This window comes from Chromobacterium indicum (genome assembly GCF_039708975.1).
GTDB lineage: Bacteria > Pseudomonadota > Gammaproteobacteria > Burkholderiales > Chromobacteriaceae > Chromobacterium > Chromobacterium piscinae.
Window position 1 is genome coordinate 1 of record NZ_JAYFSJ010000008.1, and the last position, 21,399, is coordinate 21,399.

Sequence of the window (21,399 nt, forward strand, 5' to 3'; positions counted from 1 at the left end):
TGCGGCAGCAGCTGTTCCGGGCCGGCGGCGTCGCTGGCGATGGCAAGGGTGATATGGCGGTTGGCTTGGGAGAAGGCGGAGGCGAAGGAGGCGAGCAGGGCAGTAATGTCCATGGTTCTTCCATGCATGCGCCTCTGAGCGTCGGGCGCTTGTCGGGATGTAACAGAATGGGAAGAACGCAGGATAACCTTTTTAAAGATAGGGATGTGATGGAGGTGGCTGTACTTTTGGGCAGGTTGGACTTGGTTTGTTCTGAGTTTTCGGACACTAATTAAAGATGGATCATGCCGACCAAAGTGCAGTGTTCATGATCAAGACTCGGCGTGTCGTTCCAAAACGTCAACCGTACCTTGCTTCGATTTGTGCGGCGAGCCATAAGGGCCGGCTTTTCATTCTCCTTGCAGGCCCGCGAGAATATGAGTCTTCTGCTCATCGGAAAGCGGCAGGGCCGAGATCAGTTTTTCCTTGGCGACGCCTGGTATGTACTGGGAGATATTGTCGATATCGAAAGGCAGGGCCGGGTTGTCCGGATCCTGGGTCAGGTGGCGGGCGCAGTCGATGGCGATTTGCGCGATATGGGTGCGCGGCCGGTCGACGCCCCTGATCAGCTGGCTGATCATCTGCGGCAACTGCCAGATGTCGGCCAGCGCCAGCGTCAATTGCCGGAAGGTGAATCCGGCGGTGTTCAACTGGGCCAAGCCGGTTCGGTTGGCGCGTCCGGATTCGAATTCCGCGATGGCGGCGGTCGGCAATTCCGGCGCGAAATGCCAAAGCAGCAAATCTCCGGTTTCGGAAAGCAGCGTGGCCAGCGAGATTTCCTCGGGCGAGGTGTCGGCACGGAAATTCGACCACGCCCGCGCGATGCTGGACGCCATGACGGCGGTGGAAACCGCCGCTTTCCAGCCGGGATGATCCACATTCACGACCGGGCTTCTGGAAATCAGCGAATATAATTCATCGCTGCCCAGCTGGAGGATGGTGGCCAATTGGGTGGTGGTTTCCTTGCCCAGCCGCCTGGAGCGGTGCCGCTCGGCCTCTATCAGCAATTTGACGGCCAGATAGGGATCGTCGTGAACCATTTCCACCAGTTCCCGCGGCGAAAATTCAGGCGCCTCTTTCCCCTGGGATTTCAGCGATTGGAAAATATCCCGCGTCGCCGATAGAACGGGAATGTCCTTGTCTTTCAGGTAGGCCGCCCATTGTTCAACACCCCAGCCTTGCTGGTGCCGGCTCAACATTTTTCCGCTCCGTAAATCGTTGCGCTTCGCTTTGCTCGCGCGATCGGCGGATTCCGCCCGCATTCGCGGGATCCATCGCTGCCAGGCAAGCGCTTTAGCCTTCTATTCATAATAATTCAGTTCCAGGCTTCCAGCGCTTGAAAACATCCCGATATTGCCCCCGCCTCGCGCATTTGGCGGATTTCGGAATGAAGCTGTCGCGTTGGAGAGGTTTTGGCCGGGCCGTTGCCGATCGCGCGGCGAAAATAAAAACGAGGGCGGCTACCCTCGTTTGCTGAATCGCGCGCGCGGCGGCAGTTTATTCGCCCAGCTCGCTCAGGTTTTCGAACAGCTTTAGCGCTTCCGGATTGGCCAGCGCGCTGACATTGCTGACCGGACGGCCATGGATCACATTCTTCACCGCCAGTTCGACGATCTTGCCGCTGACGGTGCGGGGGATGTCGGCCACCGCGACGATGCGGGCGGGTACGTGGCGGGGGCTGGCGCCGTTCTTGATCTGGGCCTTGATGCGGCCGGCCAGGTCTTCGTCAAGCTGCACGCCCTCGCGCAGCTTGACGAACAGCACCACGCGCTCGTCGTCCTGCCAGGCTTGGCCGACGGCCAGGCTCTCCAGCACTTCCGGGAACGCTTCCACCTGCCGGTAGATTTCGGCGGTGCCGATGCGCACGCCGCCGGGATTGAGCACCGCGTCGGAGCGGCCGTAGATGATCACGCCGTCGTGCTGGGTGACTTCGGCGTAGTCGCCGTGGCACCAGATGTTGGGGAAGCGGCCGAAGTAGGCTTGGCGGTATTTCTCGCCGTCAGGGTCGTTCCAGAAACCGATCGGCATGGACGGGAACGGCTTCAGGCAGACCAGCTCGCCTTTTTCGCGGTACAGCGGGCGGCCCAGCTCATCGTAGATGTCCACCGCCATCCCCAGGCCGCGGCATTGCAGCTCGCCGCGGTAGACCGGCAGCGTCGGCGCGCCCAGCGCGAAGCAGGAGACAATGTCGGTGCCGCCGGAGACGGAGGCGAGGTTGAGGTCGGACTTGATGTTCTCGTACACCCAGTCGTAGCTTTCCGCCACCAGCGGCGAGCCGGTGGAGAACAGGCTGCGCAGCTTGGGCAGCTGCCAGTCGCGGGCGGGGACGAGAGGGGTTTTCCTCAGGCTGTCGATGTACTTGGCCGAGGTGCCGAAGTGGGTGAAGCCGTGCTCGGCGGCGTAGTCCCACTGCGCGCGGCCGTCATCGGCGAACGGCGAGCCGTCGTACAGCATCAGCGCCGCGCCGGAGGCGAGGCCGCTCACCAGCCAGTTCCACATCATCCAGCCGCAGGTGGTGAAGTAGAACAGGTGGTCGCCCTGATGGACGTCGGCGTGCAGCTGGTGTTCCTTCAGGTGCTGCAGCAGCGTGCCGCCGGCGCCGTGGACGATGCACTTGGGCTTGCCGGTGGTGCCGCTGGAATACAGGATGTACAACGGGTGGTTGAACGGCAGGCGCAGGTATTCCACCGGGCGGGCGTCGAAGCCGGCGAGGAAGGCGCCCAGCGTCTGCGCGCGCGGCACGGCGGAGGCGAAGTCCACGCCATCGCCCAAGTAGGGCACCACCACGAAGCGCTCCACGCTGGGCAGCTTCTCCGCCAGGTGGATCATCTTGGCGCGGATGTCCACCGCCTTGCCGTTGTACCAGTAGCCATCCGGGCAGAACAGGATCTTGGGCTCGGTCTGGCCGAAGCGGTCCAGCGCGCCGTCGGTGCCGAAGTCGGGCGAGCCGCTGGTCCACACCGCGCCTAGGCTGCTGGCGGCCAGCATCGCCGCCAGCGTAGCCGGTATATTGGGCATGAAGCCGGCTACGCGGTCGCCCGGCTGGATGCCGGCCGCGCGCATCGCCTGCTGCAGGCGGGAGACCAACTGGTTCAGCTCGCGCCAGGACAGTTTCTGCTCGATCTTGTCCTCGCCGCGGAACACCACGGCCAGCGTGTCGTCGTCGCGGCGCAGCAGGTTTTCCGCGAAGTTGAGCCGGGATTCGGGAAAGAAGCGGGCGGCCAGCATGTCGTCGCCGTTTTCCAGCGCGACCGAGCCCTTGTCGCCGATCACGCCGCAGTAATCCCATACCAGCGACCAGAAGCGGCCCGGGTCTTCGACGCTGGCGCGCCACAGGCGGTGGTAGTCGGGCAGCTCCTTGCCCCAGACGGTTTCGGCCAGGCGGGCGAAGGCGGTGAGATGGCAGCCGGACAGCCGCTCGGCGGAGGGCGTCCAGATCGGGGTAACGCGTGCTTGCATGGTTTCTCCTGTGGCGGCCCGCCTGTTTGTTTTGCTTTGGGGGAGCGGACTCGCCGGTATGGTTTCAGCCCTGGCGGCCGAGCGCGTGCGCCAGTTTGGAGGCGGGGGGCTTGCCCAGCGCGTCGGCGATGAACCAGGCGACATCCACCAGTTTAGTGAGATCGATGCCAGTGTGGTAGCCCTCGCCCGCCAGCAGGTAGGCCACGTCTTCGGTGGCGACGTTGCCGGATGCGCCGCGGGCGTACGGGCAGCCGCCCAATCCCGCCACCGAGGCGTCGAACACGCGCAGGCCGATGTCCAGCGCGGCGCGGATGTTGGCGACGGCCATGCCGTAGGTATCGTGGAAATGGCCGGCCAGCTGCTTGGCCGGCACGGCGTCCAGCACCGCGTCCAGCATCTCGCGCACCGAGGCCGGGGTGCCCACGCCTATGGTGTCGCCCAGCGAGATCTCGTAGCAGCCCAGGTCGGCCAGCGCCCGGGACACCTCGGCCACTTTTTGCGGCGCGATCCGTCCCTCGTACGGACAGCCGACCACGCAGGACACGTAGCCGCGCACCCTGACGCCGGCGTCCAGCGCGCGGCGGGCCACGCTTTCGAAGCGTTGCAGGCTTTCGGCGATGCTGGCGTTGATGTTCTTCTGGCTGAAGCTTTCGCTGGCGGCGCCGAACACTGCGATTTCGCGCGCGCCGGCAGCCAGCGCCGCGTCCAGTCCCTTGTCGTTGGGCACCAGCACCGGGTAGGCGATGGGGCCGGACGCGTCCAGCGCGGCCAGCACCTCGGCGCTGCCGGCCATCTGCGGCACCCACTTGGGCGACACGAAGGCGCCGGCCTCGATCGCGGACAGGCCGGTTTCGGCCAGGCGGCGGATCAGTTCCAGCTTGATCTCGGCGCTAAGCGGCTGTTTCTCGTTCTGCAGCCCGTCGCGCGGACCCACTTCCACTAGCTTGACGCTTTGCATGGCTTTCCTTCAGCGCTTGGGCTGGATGGGGATGTAGATGTCCATCTGCAGGGTATCCCTGCCGGGTGAGCAGCGTCCGTCGTAGCGTTCGAAGGATTCGCCCGGCGCGTGTTCCCACTTGGCGGACGCGGGCAGCCAGGTCTGGTAGATGTGCTGCCAGGTTGCGACGATGGCTTCGCCGAAACTGGCCGGGTCGGCCGCCGGCGGCGTGGTGAACACCGCGTACTTGGCCGGCGCCAGGTTGCGGCGCTCGCTGTCCGGCGGCGGCGCGCCGTCCGCCGGGCATTCCATCGCGATCAGGTAGCGGAAGCCGCCGGTTTGCGGATTGAAGTCGCAGGTGACGCCGTATTCCGGGGCGTGCGGTTTGCCCAGCGCGTCCAGCAGCGGCTGGCGCAGCCGTTCGGCGTAATCGTTCCAGAAGGCGGGAATCTGGCGCAGGTTGTCGCCGTTTTCCAGCCGGGTGGGGATGCCGTAGCCGGCCAGCGACAGGCCGGGATGATTGATGATGACGGGGTCCATGTCGGTCTCGTTACCAGGTGCGGTCAAGGTCTTCAGCGTAGAAGCGGATGGCGCGGCGGTAGGCGCGGATGCCGTGGTCGGCGCTGCCGTCGGCCAGCAGCGCCAGCAGGCTCTGCGTGGCTTCCTTGTGCTGGCCGCGGTTGTACAGCGCCATCGCCAGGAAGGCGCGCAGCGCGTGGTGTTCCGGGAACTGCCGCAAGCCTTCCCGCAGCGCGGCTTCGGCTTGGTCGAAGCGGCCCAGCGCGCGATTGCTGCTGCCCAGGCCCAGCCAGGCTTCGGCCGCGGTATCGCCGCTCAGCCCCAGCTCCAGCGCCTGCTGGTAATGGGGGATGGCTTCCTCTTCCAGGCCCAGGCTGTCGTGAATGCAGGCGGCGAGGTAATGCAGGTCGGCATGCTGGGGCTGGTGCCGCAACAGCTCCAGCGCCTGGCTGCGCGCGGCTTCGTGCTCGCCGCGCTGGCGCAGTTGCTGGATGTTTTCCAGGGCGATGTGCATGTCCTTGCCTTATGAAGTCAGGAAAATGATTTTGTCATTCTGCGGCAAAATCGACCAGCTCGTCACCATCATTGACTTGCTCGCCGGCGGAGAAATAGAAATCCTGCACCACGCCGTCGCCCGGCGCGGTGATGGTGTGCTCCATCTTCATCGCTTCCAGGATCAGCAGCGGCGAGCCTTTGGCCACCTTCTTGCCGATTTCCGCCAGCAGCGCCACCACCCGGCCAGGCATCGGCGCTTTCAAATGGGTTTCGCCATGCACGCCCAGCTCGGTGTAGGCATAGGGATCGACGAAGTCGACGCCCAGCCGCTCGCCGTTGTCGAACAGCACGCGTCGCGCGCCGTGGCGGATGACGACAGCCTTGATCTTGACGCCGTCGAGCGCCGCCTCCAGCCGGTGGCCGACTAGGCTTGCCTGGGCGGCGAAGCTTTCCGCGCCGACGCGGATGGCGTAGCCGTCGTCCAGATGGCTGAGCGCCACGCTGTAGTCGTCCTCATCGCGCTGGAAGGCGAAGCGGCGCGTCAATCGCCCGTTCAAGCGCCAGCCGGCGGATACAGGATAGGGCGCCTGATTCGCCAGCGCTTCGGCCAGCGCCAGCAAGGCCAGCTGCCTGGCGGTAGGCGCGGCGGGCGGCGGCAGCAGCTCGTCGTGATGGCGGGCGATCAGGCCGGTGTCGACCTGGCCGCTGGAGAAGCTGGGATGGTTCACGATGCGGCGCAGGAAAGACACATTGCTGGACAGGCCGACGATCTGATATTGCGCCAGCGCGGCATCCATCTGTCTGAGCGCCGCCTCGCGGGTCTCGCCCCAGACGATCAGCTTGGCGATCATCGGATCGTAGAACGGCGAGATGGCGTCGCCTTGCTCGACGCCGGCGTCGATGCGCACGCAGGCGGATTCGACCGGCGTCGCCAGGTGAACCAGCGTGCCGGTGGACGGCAGGAAGCCCTTGTCCGGGTCTTCGGCGTAGATGCGCGCCTCGATCGCGTGGCCGCGGATGGCGAGCTGTTCTTGCTTCAGCGGCAGTTCGCCGCCAGCGGCGACGGCCAGCTGCCAGGCCACCAGGTCCTGGCCGGTGATCATCTCGGTGACCGGGTGTTCCACCTGCAGCCGGGTGTTCATCTCCATGAAGTAGAACTTGCCCGTGTCCACGTCCATGATGAACTCGACTGTACCGGCGCCGACATAGCCCACCGCGCGCGCGGCGGCCACGGCGGCTTCGCCCATCGCTTCGCGGGTGGCTTGCGGCAGGTGCGGGGCCGGCGCTTCTTCCAGCACTTTTTGATGGCGGCGCTGCACCGAGCAGTCGCGCTCGAACAGGTAGACGCAGCCGCCCAGCTTGTCGGCGAAGACTTGAATCTCGACGTGGCGCGGCTTGGTCAGGTATTTCTCCACCAGCACCTTGTCGTCGCCGAAGCTGGCGCGCGCTTCGCGCTGGCAGGAGGCGAGGGCGGCGGCGAAGTCGCCGGCCTGCTCGACGATGCGCATGCCTTTGCCGCCGCCGCCGGCGCTGGCCTTGATCAAAACCGGGTAGCCGATGGCGTTGGCCTGCTTTTGCAGCAACGCCGGGTCTTGCTCGTCGCCGTGGTAGCCGGGCACCAGCGGCACGCCGGCTTTCTCCATCAGCGCTTTGGCGGCGGATTTGCTGCCCATCGCGGCGATGGCCGAGGCCGGCGGACCGATGAAGGCGATGCCGGCGGCTTCGCAGGCGGCGGCGAAGTCCTCGTTCTCGGACAGGAAGCCGTAGCCGGGGTGCACCGCCTGGGCGCCGCTCTGCAGGGCGATGGCCAGGATCAAATCGGCGCGCAGATAGGATTCGGCGGCCGGCGCCGGGCCGAGGCGGTAGGCCTCGTCGGCCAGCTTGACGAAGCGGGCGTCGGCGTCGGCGTCGGAGTAGACGGCGACGGTGGCGATGCCGAGTGCCTTGGCGGTCTTGATGACGCGGCAGGCTATCTCACCCCTGTTGGCGATCAGAATCTTGTTGAACATGGCCTTATCCTTGTTATTCCTGCCACTTGGGCGCGCGTTTTTCGAAGAATGACGCCAGTCCTTCGCGCGCCTCGTCGCCGGCGCGGATGGAGGCGATGCGGCCGGCGGTGCGCTCCAGCAATTGGTCGTCCCACGGTGAGCCTTCGCGGAGCTCGGCCAGCAGCAGCTTGGCCTCGCGCAGCGCGCCGGGCGCGCCCTTGGCCAGTTCCTCGGCGATCTCGGCCACGCGCTCGTCCAGCAGCTCCTCGCTGACCAGTTCGTGGATCAGGCCCAGCTTCAGCGCGGTGCCGGCGGTGATGCGCTCTGCGGACAGGAAGTAGCGCCGCGCCTGGCGCGGGCCGATGGCGTCGGCGACATAGGGGCCGATGGTGGCCGGAATCAGGCCCAGCCGCACCTCGGTCAGCGCGAACTTGGCGGCGTCGGTGGCGATGGCGATGTCGCAGACGGCCGCGAGGCCGGTGCCGCCGGCCATCGCCGCGCCGTGGATGCGGGCGATCACCGGCTTGGCGCTGCGGTAGACGCTCTTCAGCATGGCAGCCAGCTTTTGCGCGTCGGCCAGGTTTTCAGCTTCGCTGTAGCCGGCGGCGCGGCGCATCCAGTCCAGGTCCGCGCCGGCGCAGAAGCTTTTGCCGCGGCCGGCCAGCACGATGACGCGCACGTCCTGCTTGCGGTTCAGCTGGCGCATCGCCTCGGTCAGCTCGGCGATCAGCACCTCGTTCAGCGCGTTGTGCAGCTCCGGCCGGTTCAGCCAGACGGTGGCCACCTTGCCGGTTTGCTCGATTTGCAGCGTGGTGTAGCTCATCATCCGCTCCTTACATCCGGAACACGCCGAAGCGCGTGGCTTCGACCGGGGCCGACAGCGAGGCCTCCAGCGCCAGCGCCAGCGCGTCGCGGGTCTGGGCCGGGTCGATCACGCCGTCGTCCCACAGCCGCGCGCTGGCGTAGTAGGGGTGGCCTTGTTCCTCGTACTGCTGGCGCACCGGGGCTTTCAGCGCTTCTTCCTGCTCAGGCGTGAAGGCGTCGCCCAGCTGTTCCTTCTTCACTTGGGCCAGCACGCCGGCGGCCTGTTCGCCGCCCATCACCGAGATGCGGCTGTTCGGCCACATCCACAAAAAGCGCGGCGAGTAGGCGCGGCCGCACATGCCGTAGTTGCCGGCGCCGAAGCTGCCGCCTATCAGCACGGTGAATTTGGGCACCTTGGCGCAGGCCACCGCCGTCACCAGCTTGGCGCCGTCCTTGGCGATGCCGCCGTTTTCGTACTTCTTGCCCACCATGAAGCCGGTGATGTTCTGCAGGAAGATCAGCGGGATGCCGCGCTGGCAGCACAGCTCGACGAAGTGCGCGCCTTTCAGCGCGGACTCGGAGAACAGGATGCCGTTGTTGGCGAGGATGCCGACGCGGTAGCCGTTGAGGCGGGCGAAGCCCGTCACCAGCGTGGTGCCGTAGTTCTGCTTGAATTCGTCAAAGTCCGAATCGTCCACCAGCCGGGCGATGATCTCGCGCACGTCGAACGGTTTTTTCGGATCGGCCGGGATCACGCCGTAGATTTCTTCTGCGGCGTAGCGCGGCGGCTTGGGCTCGGCGCGGTCCAGTTCGCCCTGTTTTTTCCAGTTCAGGTCCGACACGATGCGGCGGGCGATGGACAGCGCGTGGGCATCGTTCTGGGCCAAGTGGTCGGCGACGCCGGAGATTTTTGTGTGTACATCGCCGCCGCCCAATTCTTCGGCGCTGACCACCTCGCCGGTGGCCGCGCGCACCAAGGGCGGGCCGCCCAGGAAGATGGTGCCTTGTTCCTTGACGATGACGGTTTCGTCGCTCATCGCCGGCACATAGGCGCCGCCGGCGGTGCAGCTGCCCATCACCACGGCGATCTGCGGGATGCCGGCGGCGGACAGATTGGCCTGGTTGTAGAAGATGCGGCCGAAGTGCTCCTTGTCCGGAAACACTTCGTCCTGCAGCGGCAGGAAGGCGCCGCCGGAGTCCACCAGGTAGACGCAGGGCAAGCGGTTTTCGCGGGCGATTTCCTGCGCGCGCAAATGCTTCTTCACCGTCATCGGATAATAGGTGCCGCCCTTGACGGTGGCGTCGTTGGCGATGATCAGGCAGTCGACGCCGGAAATGCGGCCGATGCCGGCTATCATGCCCGCGCCGGGGGCGTCGTCGCCATACATGCCGTAGGCGGCGAGCTGGGACAGCTCCAGAAACGGCGCGCCCGAGTCCAGCAGCAGGTCGATGCGCTCGCGCGGCAGCAGCTTGCCGCGCGCGGTGTGCTTGGCGCGGGCTTTCTCGCCGCCGCCCAGCGCGGCCTTGGCGACCTTGTCTTTCAGATCGTCCACCAGCGCGCGCATCTTGTCGGCGTTGGCGACGAAGTCCGCGGCGCGCGGCGACAGCTTGGATTCCAGGATGGGCATGTGGTTTACCTTGTCATTCGGCGTCGACGAACCAGACGGCGGCGATCAGGCCGTCGGCGTTGACGTCGTAGATGGCGACGGCGCGAAAACGGTTTTCGCCGTCCAGCGTCACGTCCTCGTGGTCGATGACGCGGCTGCCCTGGACGATGCGGTGCAGCAGCGCGGCGTGCAGCCGGGGCAGATTGAAGCGCTTGGCGGCGTAGTGGTCGGCCAGCGCGGCGCGGCCGTCCAGGCTCAGCGCCATGGACGGCAGGCGGTAGACCTTGACGTCCTCGGCGTAGCAGGCGGCGAAGGTCTCAAGGTTACGGGCGTTGTAGGCGTCCAGCTGGGTCTGGACGATGCGTTCGGCGGCGTTGCCGGAAGAAAGCACGGGCATTTTTAAACCTCTGTTTTGCCACGAACCCCACGAAAAACACGAAAAACGATGCTTTCAATAGATGGGAAACGCATGATGCTCGTTTTTCTTTCGTGTTCTTTGGTGGGTTTCGTGGCTGTCCTTTAAAGGTCTTATCGGGTCTCGGACATCAACTCGCGGCCGATGAGCCAGCGGCGGATCTCGCTGGTGCCCGCGCCGATTTCGTACAGCTTGGCGTCGCGCAGCAGGCGGCCGGTGGCGTATTCGTTGATGTAGCCGTTGCCGCCCAGGCACTGGATGGCGTCCAGCGCCAGCTGGGTGGCGTTCTCGGCCGCGTAGAGAATGGCGCCGGCGGCGTCCTTGCGGGTCTGGCGGCCGGTCTCGCCGCGGTCCAGCGCCTGGCCCACGGCGTAGACATAGGCGCGGCTGGCGGACAGCTTGACGTACATGTCGGCCAGCTTGCCCTGCATCAGCTGGAAGTCGCCTATCGGTTGGCCGAACTGGCTGCGGTCGTTCAGGTAGGGCACCACGATGTCCAGGCTGGCCTGCATGATGCCCAAGGGGCCCGCCGCCAGCACCGAGCGCTCGTAATCCAGGCCGCTCATCAGCACTTTCACGCCATTGCCTTCGCCGCCCAGCACGTTCTCGTCCGGCACGAAACAGTTGTCGAAGAAGATCGGGTAGGTGTTGGAGCCGCGCATGCCCAGCTTGTCCAGCTTGCTGCCATGGCTGAATCCGCCGAAGCTCTTCTCGATGATGAAGGCGGTGATGCCCTTGGGGCCGGCGTTGACGTCGGTTTTGGCGTAGACCACCAGGGTGTCGGCGTCGCCGCCGTTGGTGATCCACATCTTGCTGCCGTTGAGCAGATAGCCGCCGTCGGTCTTGTCGGCCTTCAGCTTCATGCTGACCACGTCAGAGCCGGCATTGGGCTCGGACATCGCCAGCGCGCCGACGTGTTCGCCGGAGATCAGCTTGGGCAGATACTTGGCGCGCTGGGCGTCGTTGCCGTTCTTGTAGATCTGGTTGACGCACAGATTGGAGTGCGCGCCGTAAGACAGGCCCACCGAGGCGCTGGCGCGGCTGATTTCTTCCATCGCGATCATGTGGGCGAGGTAGCCCATGTCCACGCCGCCGTACTGCTCGCTGACGGTGATGCCGAGCAAGCCCAGCTCGCCGAACTTGCGCCACAGATCGGCCGGGAACAAATTGTCCTGATCGATGGCGGCGGCGCGAGGGGCAATTTCGCGTTCGGCGAAGTCGCGTACCGATTCGCGCAGGAGGTCGTAAGTCTCGCCGAAGGCGAAGCGCAGGCTGCTGTACATGGAATTCTCCTCGTTGGGCGTGCGGCGCGGCTGGCGGCGCCTGATGAGCACATCATCGCTTACGTTTACGTAAGCGTCAATATGGCGGAATGACGAGGAATTGAAAGACAGAGCTGTTTGATCCGCAAACAGCGGCTGCCCCGTCGCCATTGATACGATTGCCGGGATTGACGGGTATCATGGCGGCCTGTTGATAGAGAAAGAAACCGCCATGACGATCTGGGTAGACGCCGACGCCTGTCCCAAGGTGATACGGGAAGTGCTGTGCCGCGCGGCGCAGCGTACCGGCGTGGAGCTGGTGTTCGTCGCCAACCAGCTGCTGACGGTGCCGAAGGCACCGAATATCCGCGCGCTGCAGGTGCCGAAGGGCTTCGACGTGGCCGACAACGAGATCGCCCGCCGCATAGCGCCGACCGACCTGTTGATCACCGGCGACATCCCGCTGGCGTCCGAAGTCCTGGCCAAGGGCGCGCAGGCGCTGAACTGGCGCGGCGAGGCGTTTTCCAAGGAAACCATCGCCGCCCAGCTGACGATGCGCGACTTCATGGACACGCTGCGCGCCAGCGGCGTGCAGACCGAAGGACCGCCGCCCTTGAGCCAGGCGGATCGGCAGGCTTTTGCCCGCCAGCTGGATATCTGGCTGGCGCGGCGGTAGGGCGGAAGTCCGGCTCAGGCCGGGCGTTCCCTTAAGCCATGGCCGCAGGGTGATGATGTCCTGGCACTAATTCCGCCTGGTAGGCGGGTCAGGGGGCTGCGCGGCCAGCCCCCCGACACCCCCAAGCCGCCCCTGCAGCCCGTGAAACCCCGGTAAAAAAGCGCCTGGCCAGGAGCCGCCGAAACTAGCCGCGCGCTACCGTCGCGCGGCGTCGAACAAGTCGGCGTCTTAAAACCTGGCCAGGCGCTTTTTTACCGGCGCGTGCTGAAGGGGATATGGTCGCATGGACGATCATGTGCCTGAATTGGAAAAGCCAACAAGCTGTCACTATCACATCGCATGAGAAAAGCCCCCGAGTCCGGGGGCTTTGTCATGCAGGAAGGGGAGAGGCTCAGGCCTTGCCCAACTGCGGCTCGGCATCGAAGTCTTCCCGCTTGGCCTGGGCCGCGCCCGGCTGGCGGATGGTCAGCGAGAACAGCAGGGCGACGATCAGCAGGGCCAGGATCAGGTGGAAGGTGGCGAGGAAGCCGCCGAACAGCGAGGCGACGATGGAGCCGACGATGCTGCCGATGCCGAAGCCCAGGTAGATCACGCCGTAGTTCTTGGTCAGGTTGTTCAGGCCGAAGAAATCGCTGACCAGAGACGGGTAGACGGTGATGGTGCCGCCGAAGCTGAAGGCGATGCAGGCGATGGCGGCGAAGAACAGGCCGGCGTTGAGCGGGGCGAACAGCAGGGTCAGCATGCCGGCCAGCGCGGCGATCTGGGCGATGGTGATGACGCGGATGCGCGGCATCTTGTCGGACAGCACGCCCAGCACCAGGCGGCCGGACAGGTTGGCCACGGCGATCACGGCCACCGCGTTGGCGGCGGTGGCGGCCGACAGGTGGACGAAGCTCTCGCCGATGTCCTTGGCCACGCCGATCACGTACAGGCCGCTCATGCACACGGTCAGGAACATCAGCGCCAGCATCCAGTATTGCGGTTGGCGCATCGCTTCGGCCAGCGAGTAGTCGCGGCTGTTGCCGGTTTGCGCAGCGGCCGGTTGCTTGGGCGCGTCAGTCATCAACAGCGCGCCCGCCACCACCATGGCCATGGCGATCAGGCCCCACAGCTGGAAGGTGGCTTCCAGGCTGAAATGCGACAGCAGCGCCAGGTTGATGAACTTGAAGCCCAGGCTGCCCAGACCGTAAGCGCCGATGGCGCAGGCCGAGATCAGGCCCTTGCGCTCGGGGAACCACTTAACGCAATTGGACAGCGACATCAGATAACCAGCGCCGTCGGCGAAGCCCACCAGCAGGCCTGCGCACAGGTAGAGCATGATCAGGTTATTGGCTTGCGAGGTCAGGTAGAAGCCCAGGCCCAGCATCAGGCCGGAGGCGATGGCCACCTTGCGCACGCCGAAGCGTTCCTGCAGCTTGCCGGCCATCGATGACGCCACCGCCAGCGCCAGACTGAGCAGGCCGAAGGCGAAGGCCACCTGGCTGACCGGCTCGCCCAGCTTGTGCGACAGCTGGGCGTTGAACAGGCTCCAGGTGTAGACGGAGCCCAGCGCGAACTGGGTGAGGACGGTACCGGCCAAGGTACGGTAGCGGATGGCGTTGCTTGAGGCGTTCATGGCGCTGCTCGCTTAAAGTCATTACTGTTGGCATGACTATAAGCCCGCGCTTATAGAGTCGGAGCAGCGCGGGAATGAAATGCAGGCGGCGCGGAATGAACTGCAATCAAAGGTGCATCAACTGCCTGAACGCCTTGATGTTGCTGCGGCTGACCGGGATTTCCGCCTTCAGATCGTACAGCTTGATGATGTAGGTGCTGTTCTGCCACGGCGCGATCTCGCGGATCTTGTGGATGTTGACGCAGAAGGAGCGGTGGCAGCGGAAGAAGCTGTCGGCCGGCAGGCGAGACACGAATTCGCTGATGCTCATCGCCATCACGTAGCGGTCGTGCGCAGTGTAGACCAGGGTGATTTTCTCGTCGGCCTCGACGTAGTAGATGTCGTCGCAGGGCGTGACAATGATGCTGTCGCCCTTGGCCAGGTTGACGGTGCGACTGGCCGGGGCGGCTTCGGCGGCCGGCGCGCTTGCCGCGGTGATGGGCGACGGGGCCTGCTCCAATGCCTCCAGCTTGCGCAGCAGGCCGATGATGCGGGTCTCGTTGTAAGGCTTGAGAATGTAGTCGAAAGCCTCCAGCTCGAACGCGTCCACCGCGAACTCCTTGTAGGCGGTGACGAAGACGATGCGTGGCGGCCGGGTGGTCTTGTGCAGGTTCTTGGCCAGCAGCAGGCCGTCTATCGACGGGATGTTGATGTCGAGGAACACCACGTCGACATCGCGCTCCTGCAGGAATTTGAACGCTTCCAGCCCGTCCTCGACGCTGGCTGCGATCTCGATGGAGCTGTGCTCCTGGATCAGGTAGGCCAGCTCCTCGCGCGCCAGGTATTCGTCTTCCACGATCAGCGCCTTCAGCATGCGGCGTCCTCCAGCGGCAGTTCGAAACTCACCTCGGTGCCGGGCTCCAGCCGGGCCAGCCGCAGGCCCTCGCCGTATAGCAGCTTGATGCGCTCGTTGACGTTGGATAGGCCTATGCTGCGGCTTTCCACCTTGCCCTCGGCGATGCCGTCCATCACTTCCTGGCTGATGCCGTAGCCGGTGTCGCGCACCGACACCCGGATGCGGTCGTCCAGCTTCTTCACCGCGATGCGCACCTCGCCCGGCTCCTTGCGCGGCTGGATGCCGTGCAGGATGGCGTTTTCCACCAAGGGCTGCAGCAGCAGGCTGGGCACGCGGGCGTGGACCTCGTCCACGTCGAACACCACCGACAGCTTGCTGCCGAAGCGCGCCTGTTCGATGGCGACGTAGTCGCGCACCTGTTTCAGCTCTTCCTGGATGTCGATCAGCGTGTCGCCCAGCGACAGGTTGTAGCGCAGGTAGTCGGCCAGCTTGGCGATCAGCTGCCGCGCCTCGGACGGCTGGATGCGGATCAAGGACGAGATGGCGTTCAGCGCGTTGAACAGGAAATGCGGGTTGATCTTGCTCTGCAGCGCGGCGAACTCGGCCTTGCGCGCCATTTCCTGCAATTGCTTGATCCGCGACGCTTCCATCTGGGTGGAGATCAGCTGCGACAGGCCGACGGCAAGTTCGCGCAGCGAGCCGGTGATGCCGCCGCTCTTGCGGAAGAAGATTTTCAGCGTGCCGGTGACGCGGCCGTTTTCGCGCAGCGGGATGATGATCACCGAGTGGAAGTCCGCCACCCGGTATTGGCGCAGGTCGTTCTCGATGATGATCTGATCCTGTTCCACCGCGCGGCGGGTGATTTCGCCGATGGCGGAATGGGCGGCCGGTTCGTAATAGTCCTTGCCCAGGCCGACGTAGGCCTGCACGTCGCGGGTGTCGGTGATGGCCACCGCGTCGGCGCCGATGTGGTTGCGGATCACGGTGCAGACTTCCACCAGCGCGTCGCGGTCCACGTTCTGGAAATAGGGCAGGGTGCGGTTGGCAATGGTCAGCGCCAGCTTGGCCTGGCGGGCCGCCAGCAGTTCCTTTTCGTCATCCAGATCCTGCACCAGCTTGATGATCAGACCGATGCAGACCGTGCCGGTGATCATCGGGTAGGCGATGTGGCTGACGATGGCCTGGCCGACGTCCGGCTTGGTGAGCCACAGGATCAGCGCCATGGTCAGGCTTTCGCAGGCCACGCCGGCGGCGATGCCGTACAGCCACAGCCGCTGGCGGCCGGCGCGGTAGTGAATGGCGGTGGCGAGCAGCCCGGCGCAGATGCTGGAGATCAGGCAGGGCAGCGAGGTATAGCCGTGGATGTCGATCAGGTAACGGTGCAGGCCGGAGACGACGCCGGCCGGAATGCCCACCCAGGGGCCAAACAATATGCCGCCGGCCAGGATGGCGATGGTGCGGACATTGACCAGCGAGCCGTCCACCGGGATGCCGGTATAGGTGCTGAACACGGCGAACAGGCAGAACAGCAGCGACACGCCGGCCAGCTCCGCCGGCGTATGGCGTTGCTGGCGCAGCAAATCCTGGAACGGCCGGACGCGGGTGAGGAAGAACAGCGCCATCAGCATCAGCGCGGCGCGCTCGAACACCGCCAGCAGCAACATATTCGGGTTGTTTTCTATCATCGGAAGCAGAGCCGCGGCGGCGGCTGGGAAATCGGTGAAACCGGAATGGTTGCCGCTATTTTAAGGCATGGGGACGAATGGGGCAGCCTGGCGGCCAATAAAAGACCATGGGCATGGAAGGGCCGGGGGCCGGTAGGCTCCCGGCGATGGCGGGCTTACGCGCGGGCCTGGACCAGGGGGAAGTCCACCGCAGTGGCGGCGGCATTGTTGATGTAGTTGGTCAAAATGTTCAACGCCACCGTCAGCACGATTTCCAGCGTTTCCGCTTCGTCGAAGCCGGCGCCGCGCAGCGTGGCCAGCTCGGCGTCGGCCACGCGGCCGCGCTGCTCCGCCACATTCAGCGCGAAGCGCAGCGCTACGGCCTGGCGAGCGTCGGCGCTGGAAAAATCGCGCGCGGCGGCAATCTCATCATCGTTCAATTTGGCCACATGCTTGGCCAGATAGCTGTGGGCGGACAGGCAGTAATCGCAGCCGTTGAATTCGGCCACGGCCAGCGCGATGCGCTCGCGCAGCCCGGCGCTCAGCTTGCCCTTGCCCAGTGTGCCGTTCAGCGACAGATAGCCTTCCAGCGCGGCCGGACTGCGGGCCAGCAGCTTCATCAGATTGGGCACCATGCCCAGTTGTTGCTGCACGGCGGCCAGCAGCGGCTGGCTGGCGGCGGGGATTTGCTCGGCGGCGGGGATGGCGATGCGGCTCATGGTAAGTCTCCTTGGGTGGGGCGGAATGTTTCCGCTATGGGGAGCACTTTGCCAAATTCTTGATTGTGGAAGAATATCTGTTTTATTTAATTGATTGTTCCGTTTTGAGGAATAGTGAGTGGATCGTTTCCATCTGATGAGCGTTTTCGTCGCCGTGGCCGAGGAAGAGGGTTTCGCCGGCGCGGCGCGCAGGCTGAAGCTGTCGCCGCCGGCGGTGACGCGCGCGGTGGCGGCGCTGGAGGAAAACTTGAGCGTGCGCCTGCTGAACCGCACCACGCGTTATGTCAGGGTGACCGAGGCCGGCGCGCGTTATCTGGACGACGCGCGTCGCATCCTGGCGGCGGTGGCCGAGGCGGAGGAAGCTGCGGCCGGAGGCAATGCCGAGCCGCGCGGCCTGATCCGCCTGACCGCGCCGGTTTTGTTCGGCCGGCTGTACGTGATGCCGGCGGTGCTGGACTTTTTGCGCCAGCACCCGCTGGTGGAGGTGTCGGCGCAACTGCGCGACAACGTGGTGAACCTGATGGAGGAGGGGCTGGACGCGGCGGTGCGCATCGGCCATTTGCCGGATTCCTCATTGCGCGCGGCCAAGGTGGGCGAGGTGAGGCGGCTGGTGTGCGCTTCGCCGGATTACTTGGCGCGGCATGGCGCGCCGGAAGCGCCGGAAGACTTGCTGCGGCATACGGTGATCGCGTCCACCGCCGCGTCGGCTTCGCTGGAGTGGAAGTTCGGCGCTGACGGCGAACGGCGGGTGAGGGTGCGGCCGCGGCTGACGGTCAGCGGCAACGATGCGGCGATAGACGCGGCGCGAGGCGGTTTCGGCCTGATCCGGGTGATGTCCTACCAGGTGGCGGAGGCGCTGGCGGCGGGAGAGCTGGAGCGGGTGCTGACGCCCTACGAGAGCGCGCCGCTGCCGATACACATCGTTCACGCCGAAAGCCGTTACGGCTCGACACGGATGCGCCGCTTCATCGACTACCTGGCCGAGCGGCTGCGCGCGGACCCGCGGCTTACAGATTGATTTCCAGCTTGATCGCGCCGGCGGCCGGATAGGCGCAGCACAGCAGGATCTCGCCGGGCCGGGTTGAATAATCCGGCGGCTGCAGATAGGTGGCCTTGCCGGCCAGCAGCGCGGCGCGGCAGCTGCCGCAAGTGCCGCCGCGGCAGCTGAAGTCCGGGTTCAAGCCGCAGGACTCGGCCAGCTCCAGCAGATTCTGGCCCGGCTGCCATTCGGCGTCGACGCCGCTGGAAGCGAAGCGGACCGGCACCGCATGGTCGGCCGGGGGCGGAAGCGCGGCTTTTTCATGGCCATGCCGTTTGAGGCCGGCAGGGCCAAAGGCTTCGGCATGGATGCGGCCATCTTCCACGCCGGCGGCGATCAGCTGCTCGTACAGCGCCTGCATGAAGCCGGCCGGACCGCACAGGTAGAAATCGCCGGCCAGGTCCGCGCCGGACCGGAGCAACAGTTCGATGTCGGCGCGGCCGGCGTGCTGATAGTCGATGACCAGCCGGCGGCCGGTTTCCGGCTGGCTGGCGGCCTTGACGATGCGCAGCCGGCCGGCGGCCTTGGCCTGCAGGGCTTCCAGCTCTGCGTCGAACGCGCGCTCGGCCACCGCGCGGGTGGCGTAGACCAGCAGCGTGGGCGGCATCGCGGCGGGGTTTTCCGTCAGTTGATGCAGCATGGCCAGCAAGGGGGTGATGCCTATGCCGCCGGCCAGCAGCGTAATCGGGCGGTCGGCGCGCGCGAGCGTGAAGTCGCCGCGAGGCGGCAGCGCCTCGACGATGTCGCCGGGCGCCAACTGGTGCAGCCGGGCGGACGCCTTGCCCTGGCGTTTGACGCTGATGCGGTAGCCGCCGGTCTGCGATAGCGTGTAGTTGCGCATGCGCGCGCCGTCCACGCCCGCCACTTTCAGGCTCAGGTGTTGGCCGGGGATAAAGTCCGGCGGCGCGGAGCCATCGGCGGGTTCCAGATAGATGGATCGGACGGTTTCGTTTTCGTCTTCCACATGGCGTACCCGCAACGGCAGCCACTGCCGCTCCGGCGCTTGCTGAGGCCAGGAACCGGTGGCCAGCGCGAACGGCGAGTACTCGCGCAGCGTCCAGCGCAGGGCCAGCGCGTTGCGGCGGCGGACCACGCGTTCGACGCGGAAGGTCCACAGTCGCTCGGCGCCGGCGAACGGAGGCGGCGCGCCGTCATCCGGCACTTCGGCGCGGCCGGCCAGTTGCAGGGTGTCGCCGCTGGAGAAGTCGATGAACAGCAGGCAGGCGCGCGGCTGGAGCAGCAGATTGCCCAGGGTGTTGAAGAAACCGTTACCGGCGAAGTCGGGGATGGTCAGCGTGTCGCCTTCCACTTTGACGAAGCCGGGCTTGCCGCCGCGGTGCGACGCGTCGGCCTGCCAGCGGCCGTCGGCGTCGGCCCAGGCGCTGGCGATGAAGAAGGTGTCGGCGGCGGCGATGGCGGCGCGCGCGTCGTCATCCAGCTCGTGCATCCATTCCACCGAGCCGAGGATGCGCGGTCCCGGTTCGCGCGAGAATTCAAACTCGCGCAGCTGGATGTACTTGGGACAGTTGCCGAAGGAGTGGCCGACGGCGACGGTGAAGCCATCGTCGTCCAGCGCCGTCAGTTCGCCGTTCATCCGGTTGCGGCGGCGGCTGTGCAGCTCGATGCCGAGCAGGCCCACCGCCGCGCCGGGGCGCAGGCAGTCGCGCAGCGGATCGGCCGGGCTGGGCTGGGCGTTTATCCGCAAGCTGCGCGGATCGGGCGAACCGGCGAAGCCGGGCTTGCCCTCGACGATGCCCGCCCACGGCCTGCCGGCCTCGTCCACCGCCGCCATCACCATGAAGGGCAGCTGGCGGAAGAAGTCGCGGTGCTGTTCCGGCATCTGGTCGCGGATCACGCGCGGACCCACGGCGGCCATCCTCTGCTGGCTGCCGGCGCGGCGCTGCATTTCCTGTTCTCCGGGGTGCCAGGGCGAGGGGGCGGGGCGGGCGTCAGACATCCGTTGTTCCTATCGTTTAAGCGTTGATGGCTGGCATGGGCAGGAAGCCGGGCAGCGCCTCTACGCGGGTCAGCCAGGCGCGGACATGCGGATATGGCTCCAGCGGGATCTCGCCTTCCGGCGCGCGCGCGGTGTAGGTGTACAGCGCGACGTCGGCGATGGTGGCGGCGTCGCCGGCCAGGAAGGGGCGCTCGGCCAGTTCCTCGTCCATCACCTGGAACAGCGCCTTGGCGCGGCTGGCGGCCAATTCATAGTCCAGCGGCACGCCGCGCCATTTGTGCAGCCGGGCCTGGGCGGCGCCGAAAGCCAGAGGGCCGGCGGCGGCGGACAGCCAGCGCTGCACGCGCGCTTCGCCGAGGGGATCGGCCGGCAGCCAGTCCCCATGGCCGTAGCGGCGCGCCAGGTAGACCAGGATGGCGTTGGAGTCGGGAATCGTTTCGTCGCCGTCGGCCAGCACCGGAATCTGGCCGAAGCGATTGAGCTTGAGGAAGTCCGGCCGCTTATGTTCGCCTTCGCGCAGATTGACCGGAATGGTTTCGTACTCGAGGTTCAGCAGCGACAGCATCAGCCGGACGCGGTGGCTGTGGCCGGACAGGGCGAAATCGTACAGTTTTAGGGCTGGGCGGGTCATGCGTTTCTCCTAGGGGCGAAAGCGGGATTCAGGCCTTCACTCTGCCTGAGGATGACGAAAACATAAACATCCATCGCAGGCAATGGATTATTCCATGATTCGAAATAAACCGGCTCAGCCGCGCGGCGTTTCCAGCGCGGCCAGCAATTCCGCCAGTCGCTTCTCCAGCGCGTCCACGCTGCGGGCCGGCAGCGCGGACAGTATTGCGTGCTCATTGGCGACGTGTCCTTCCAACGCGCGCTCCAGCAAGGCGAAACCTTCGCCGCTCAAGCGCACCAGCGTGCTGCGCGCGTCCTGATTGCTGGCTTCGCGCACGATCCAGCCTTTGCCCTCCAGCACCTTCAGCCTGTGGGTCATCGTGCCTGAGGTGACCATCAGCGACGAGAATAATTCGGTCGGCGCCAACTGGTAAGGCGCGCCGGCGCGGCGCAGCGTGGCCAGCACGTCGAATTCCCAGCCGCTGAGGCCGTATTCGGCGAACACGCCGTCCAGCCGTTGCGACAGCAGCGCGGCGCAGCGGCTGAGCCGGCCTATCACGCCCATCGGACTGACGTCCAGGTCCGGGCGCTCGCGCGCCCATTGTTCGAGTATGCGGTCTACCGCGTCGCCGGGAAGGGCATCGCTCATGCCGTCTCCTTGTCTTGATTTCAAGATTGATTTGCCTTGAATTTGAGATAAATGTTATCTTGAATTCAAGTTAATAATGTTTGAATTATAATCACAAGCGGAAGGATTGCC

At 65.6% G+C, this 21,399-nt stretch carries 19 protein-coding genes; 2 read left to right on the forward strand and 17 right to left on the reverse strand.

The window, feature by feature from the left end; genetic code table 11:
* Positions 1–389 precede the first annotated feature (389 nt).
* From VA599_RS11890 to VA599_RS11935, 10 genes are all read right to left on the reverse strand, one after another.
* On the reverse strand, positions 390–1,238 hold the full coding sequence (locus VA599_RS11890) for an HDOD domain-containing protein (RefSeq protein WP_021478685.1): 849 nt from the start codon (positions 1,236–1,238) through the stop codon (positions 390–392).
* A gap of 298 nt (positions 1,239–1,536) precedes the next feature.
* The gene (locus VA599_RS11895) at positions 1,537–3,498 is read right to left on the reverse strand and encodes an acetoacetate--CoA ligase (protein ID WP_346788726.1); all 1,962 of its coding nucleotides are present in this window, start codon (positions 3,496–3,498) and stop codon (positions 1,537–1,539) included.
* A 64-nt stretch (positions 3,499–3,562) separates the two neighbouring features.
* Positions 3,563–4,456, reverse strand: coding sequence for a hydroxymethylglutaryl-CoA lyase (locus VA599_RS11900; RefSeq protein ID WP_166438443.1), 894 nt, complete (start codon positions 4,454–4,456; stop codon positions 3,563–3,565).
* A 9-nt stretch (positions 4,457–4,465) separates the two neighbouring features.
* Entirely contained in the window at positions 4,466–4,975 is a 510-nt protein-coding gene (locus VA599_RS11905; RefSeq protein ID WP_346788727.1) for a GyrI-like domain-containing protein, read from the reverse strand.
* Between the two features lie 10 nt (positions 4,976–4,985).
* Complete coding sequence (locus tag VA599_RS11910) at positions 4,986–5,468, reverse strand: tetratricopeptide repeat protein (protein ID WP_346788728.1); 483 nt, start codon at positions 5,466–5,468, stop codon at positions 4,986–4,988.
* 34 nt (positions 5,469–5,502) lie between these two features.
* Positions 5,503–7,458: an acetyl/propionyl/methylcrotonyl-CoA carboxylase subunit alpha gene (locus tag VA599_RS11915; RefSeq protein WP_346788729.1), complete on the reverse strand. Its 1,956-nt coding sequence runs from the start codon at positions 7,456–7,458 to the stop codon at positions 5,503–5,505.
* Between the two features lie 13 nt (positions 7,459–7,471).
* Positions 7,472–8,263, reverse strand: coding sequence for an enoyl-CoA hydratase/isomerase family protein (locus VA599_RS11920; RefSeq protein WP_234004344.1), 792 nt, complete (start codon positions 8,261–8,263; stop codon positions 7,472–7,474).
* 7 nt (positions 8,264–8,270) lie between these two features.
* Entirely contained in the window at positions 8,271–9,869 is a 1,599-nt protein-coding gene (locus tag VA599_RS11925) for a carboxyl transferase domain-containing protein (RefSeq protein ID WP_346788730.1), read from the reverse strand.
* A gap of 13 nt (positions 9,870–9,882) precedes the next feature.
* On the reverse strand, positions 9,883–10,245 hold the full coding sequence (locus VA599_RS11930) for a nuclear transport factor 2 family protein (RefSeq protein ID WP_346788731.1): 363 nt from the start codon (positions 10,243–10,245) through the stop codon (positions 9,883–9,885).
* A gap of 131 nt (positions 10,246–10,376) precedes the next feature.
* Positions 10,377–11,546, reverse strand: a complete 1,170-nt coding sequence (locus VA599_RS11935; RefSeq protein WP_021478694.1) for an isovaleryl-CoA dehydrogenase — start codon at positions 11,544–11,546, stop codon at positions 10,377–10,379.
* Positions 11,547–11,757: 211 nt separating this feature from the next.
* On the opposite strand from VA599_RS11935, the gene VA599_RS11940 reads away from it, so the two are divergent.
* Positions 11,758–12,201, forward strand: a complete 444-nt coding sequence (locus VA599_RS11940; protein WP_346788733.1) for a YaiI/YqxD family protein — start codon at positions 11,758–11,760, stop codon at positions 12,199–12,201.
* A 391-nt stretch (positions 12,202–12,592) separates the two neighbouring features.
* Here the strand turns inward: VA599_RS11940 and VA599_RS11945 are convergent, their stop codons facing one another.
* From VA599_RS11945 to VA599_RS11960, 4 genes are all read right to left on the reverse strand, one after another.
* Positions 12,593–13,816 (reverse strand): L-lactate MFS transporter, encoded by a 1,224-nt coding sequence (locus VA599_RS11945; protein WP_346788735.1) that lies wholly within the window; start codon positions 13,814–13,816, stop codon positions 12,593–12,595.
* 106 nt (positions 13,817–13,922) lie between these two features.
* Positions 13,923–14,669, reverse strand: a complete 747-nt coding sequence (locus tag VA599_RS11950; RefSeq protein WP_021478697.1) for a LytR/AlgR family response regulator transcription factor — start codon at positions 14,667–14,669, stop codon at positions 13,923–13,925.
* Entirely contained in the window at positions 14,663–16,336 is a 1,674-nt protein-coding gene (locus VA599_RS11955; protein ID WP_346788737.1) for a LytS/YhcK type 5TM receptor domain-containing protein, read from the reverse strand. The genes VA599_RS11950 and VA599_RS11955 overlap by 7 nt, the downstream gene beginning before the upstream one ends.
* A 155-nt stretch (positions 16,337–16,491) precedes the next feature.
* Positions 16,492–17,034 carry a carboxymuconolactone decarboxylase family protein gene (locus tag VA599_RS11960; protein ID WP_346788739.1) on the reverse strand — a complete coding sequence of 181 codons (543 nt, stop codon included), beginning with the start codon at positions 17,032–17,034 and terminating at the stop codon, positions 16,492–16,494.
* 118 nt (positions 17,035–17,152) lie between these two features.
* On the opposite strand from VA599_RS11960, the gene VA599_RS11965 reads away from it, so the two are divergent.
* The gene (locus tag VA599_RS11965) at positions 17,153–18,052 is read left to right on the forward strand and encodes a LysR family transcriptional regulator (protein WP_346788740.1); all 900 of its coding nucleotides are present in this window, start codon (positions 17,153–17,155) and stop codon (positions 18,050–18,052) included.
* Here VA599_RS11965 and VA599_RS11970 read toward each other — a convergent pair.
* From VA599_RS11970 to VA599_RS11980, 3 genes are all read right to left on the reverse strand, one after another.
* On the reverse strand, positions 18,042–20,030 hold the full coding sequence (locus VA599_RS11970; RefSeq protein WP_346788741.1) for a 2Fe-2S iron-sulfur cluster-binding protein: 1,989 nt from the start codon (positions 20,028–20,030) through the stop codon (positions 18,042–18,044). The two genes, VA599_RS11965 and VA599_RS11970, sit on opposite strands and share 11 nt — an antisense overlap.
* Positions 20,031–20,046: 16 nt before the next feature.
* Positions 20,047–20,661, reverse strand: coding sequence for a glutathione S-transferase family protein (locus VA599_RS11975; protein WP_021478702.1), 615 nt, complete (start codon positions 20,659–20,661; stop codon positions 20,047–20,049).
* Between the two features lie 114 nt (positions 20,662–20,775).
* Entirely contained in the window at positions 20,776–21,288 is a 513-nt protein-coding gene (locus VA599_RS11980; RefSeq protein WP_021478703.1) for a MarR family winged helix-turn-helix transcriptional regulator, read from the reverse strand.
* Between the last annotated feature and the right edge of the window lie 111 nt (positions 21,289–21,399).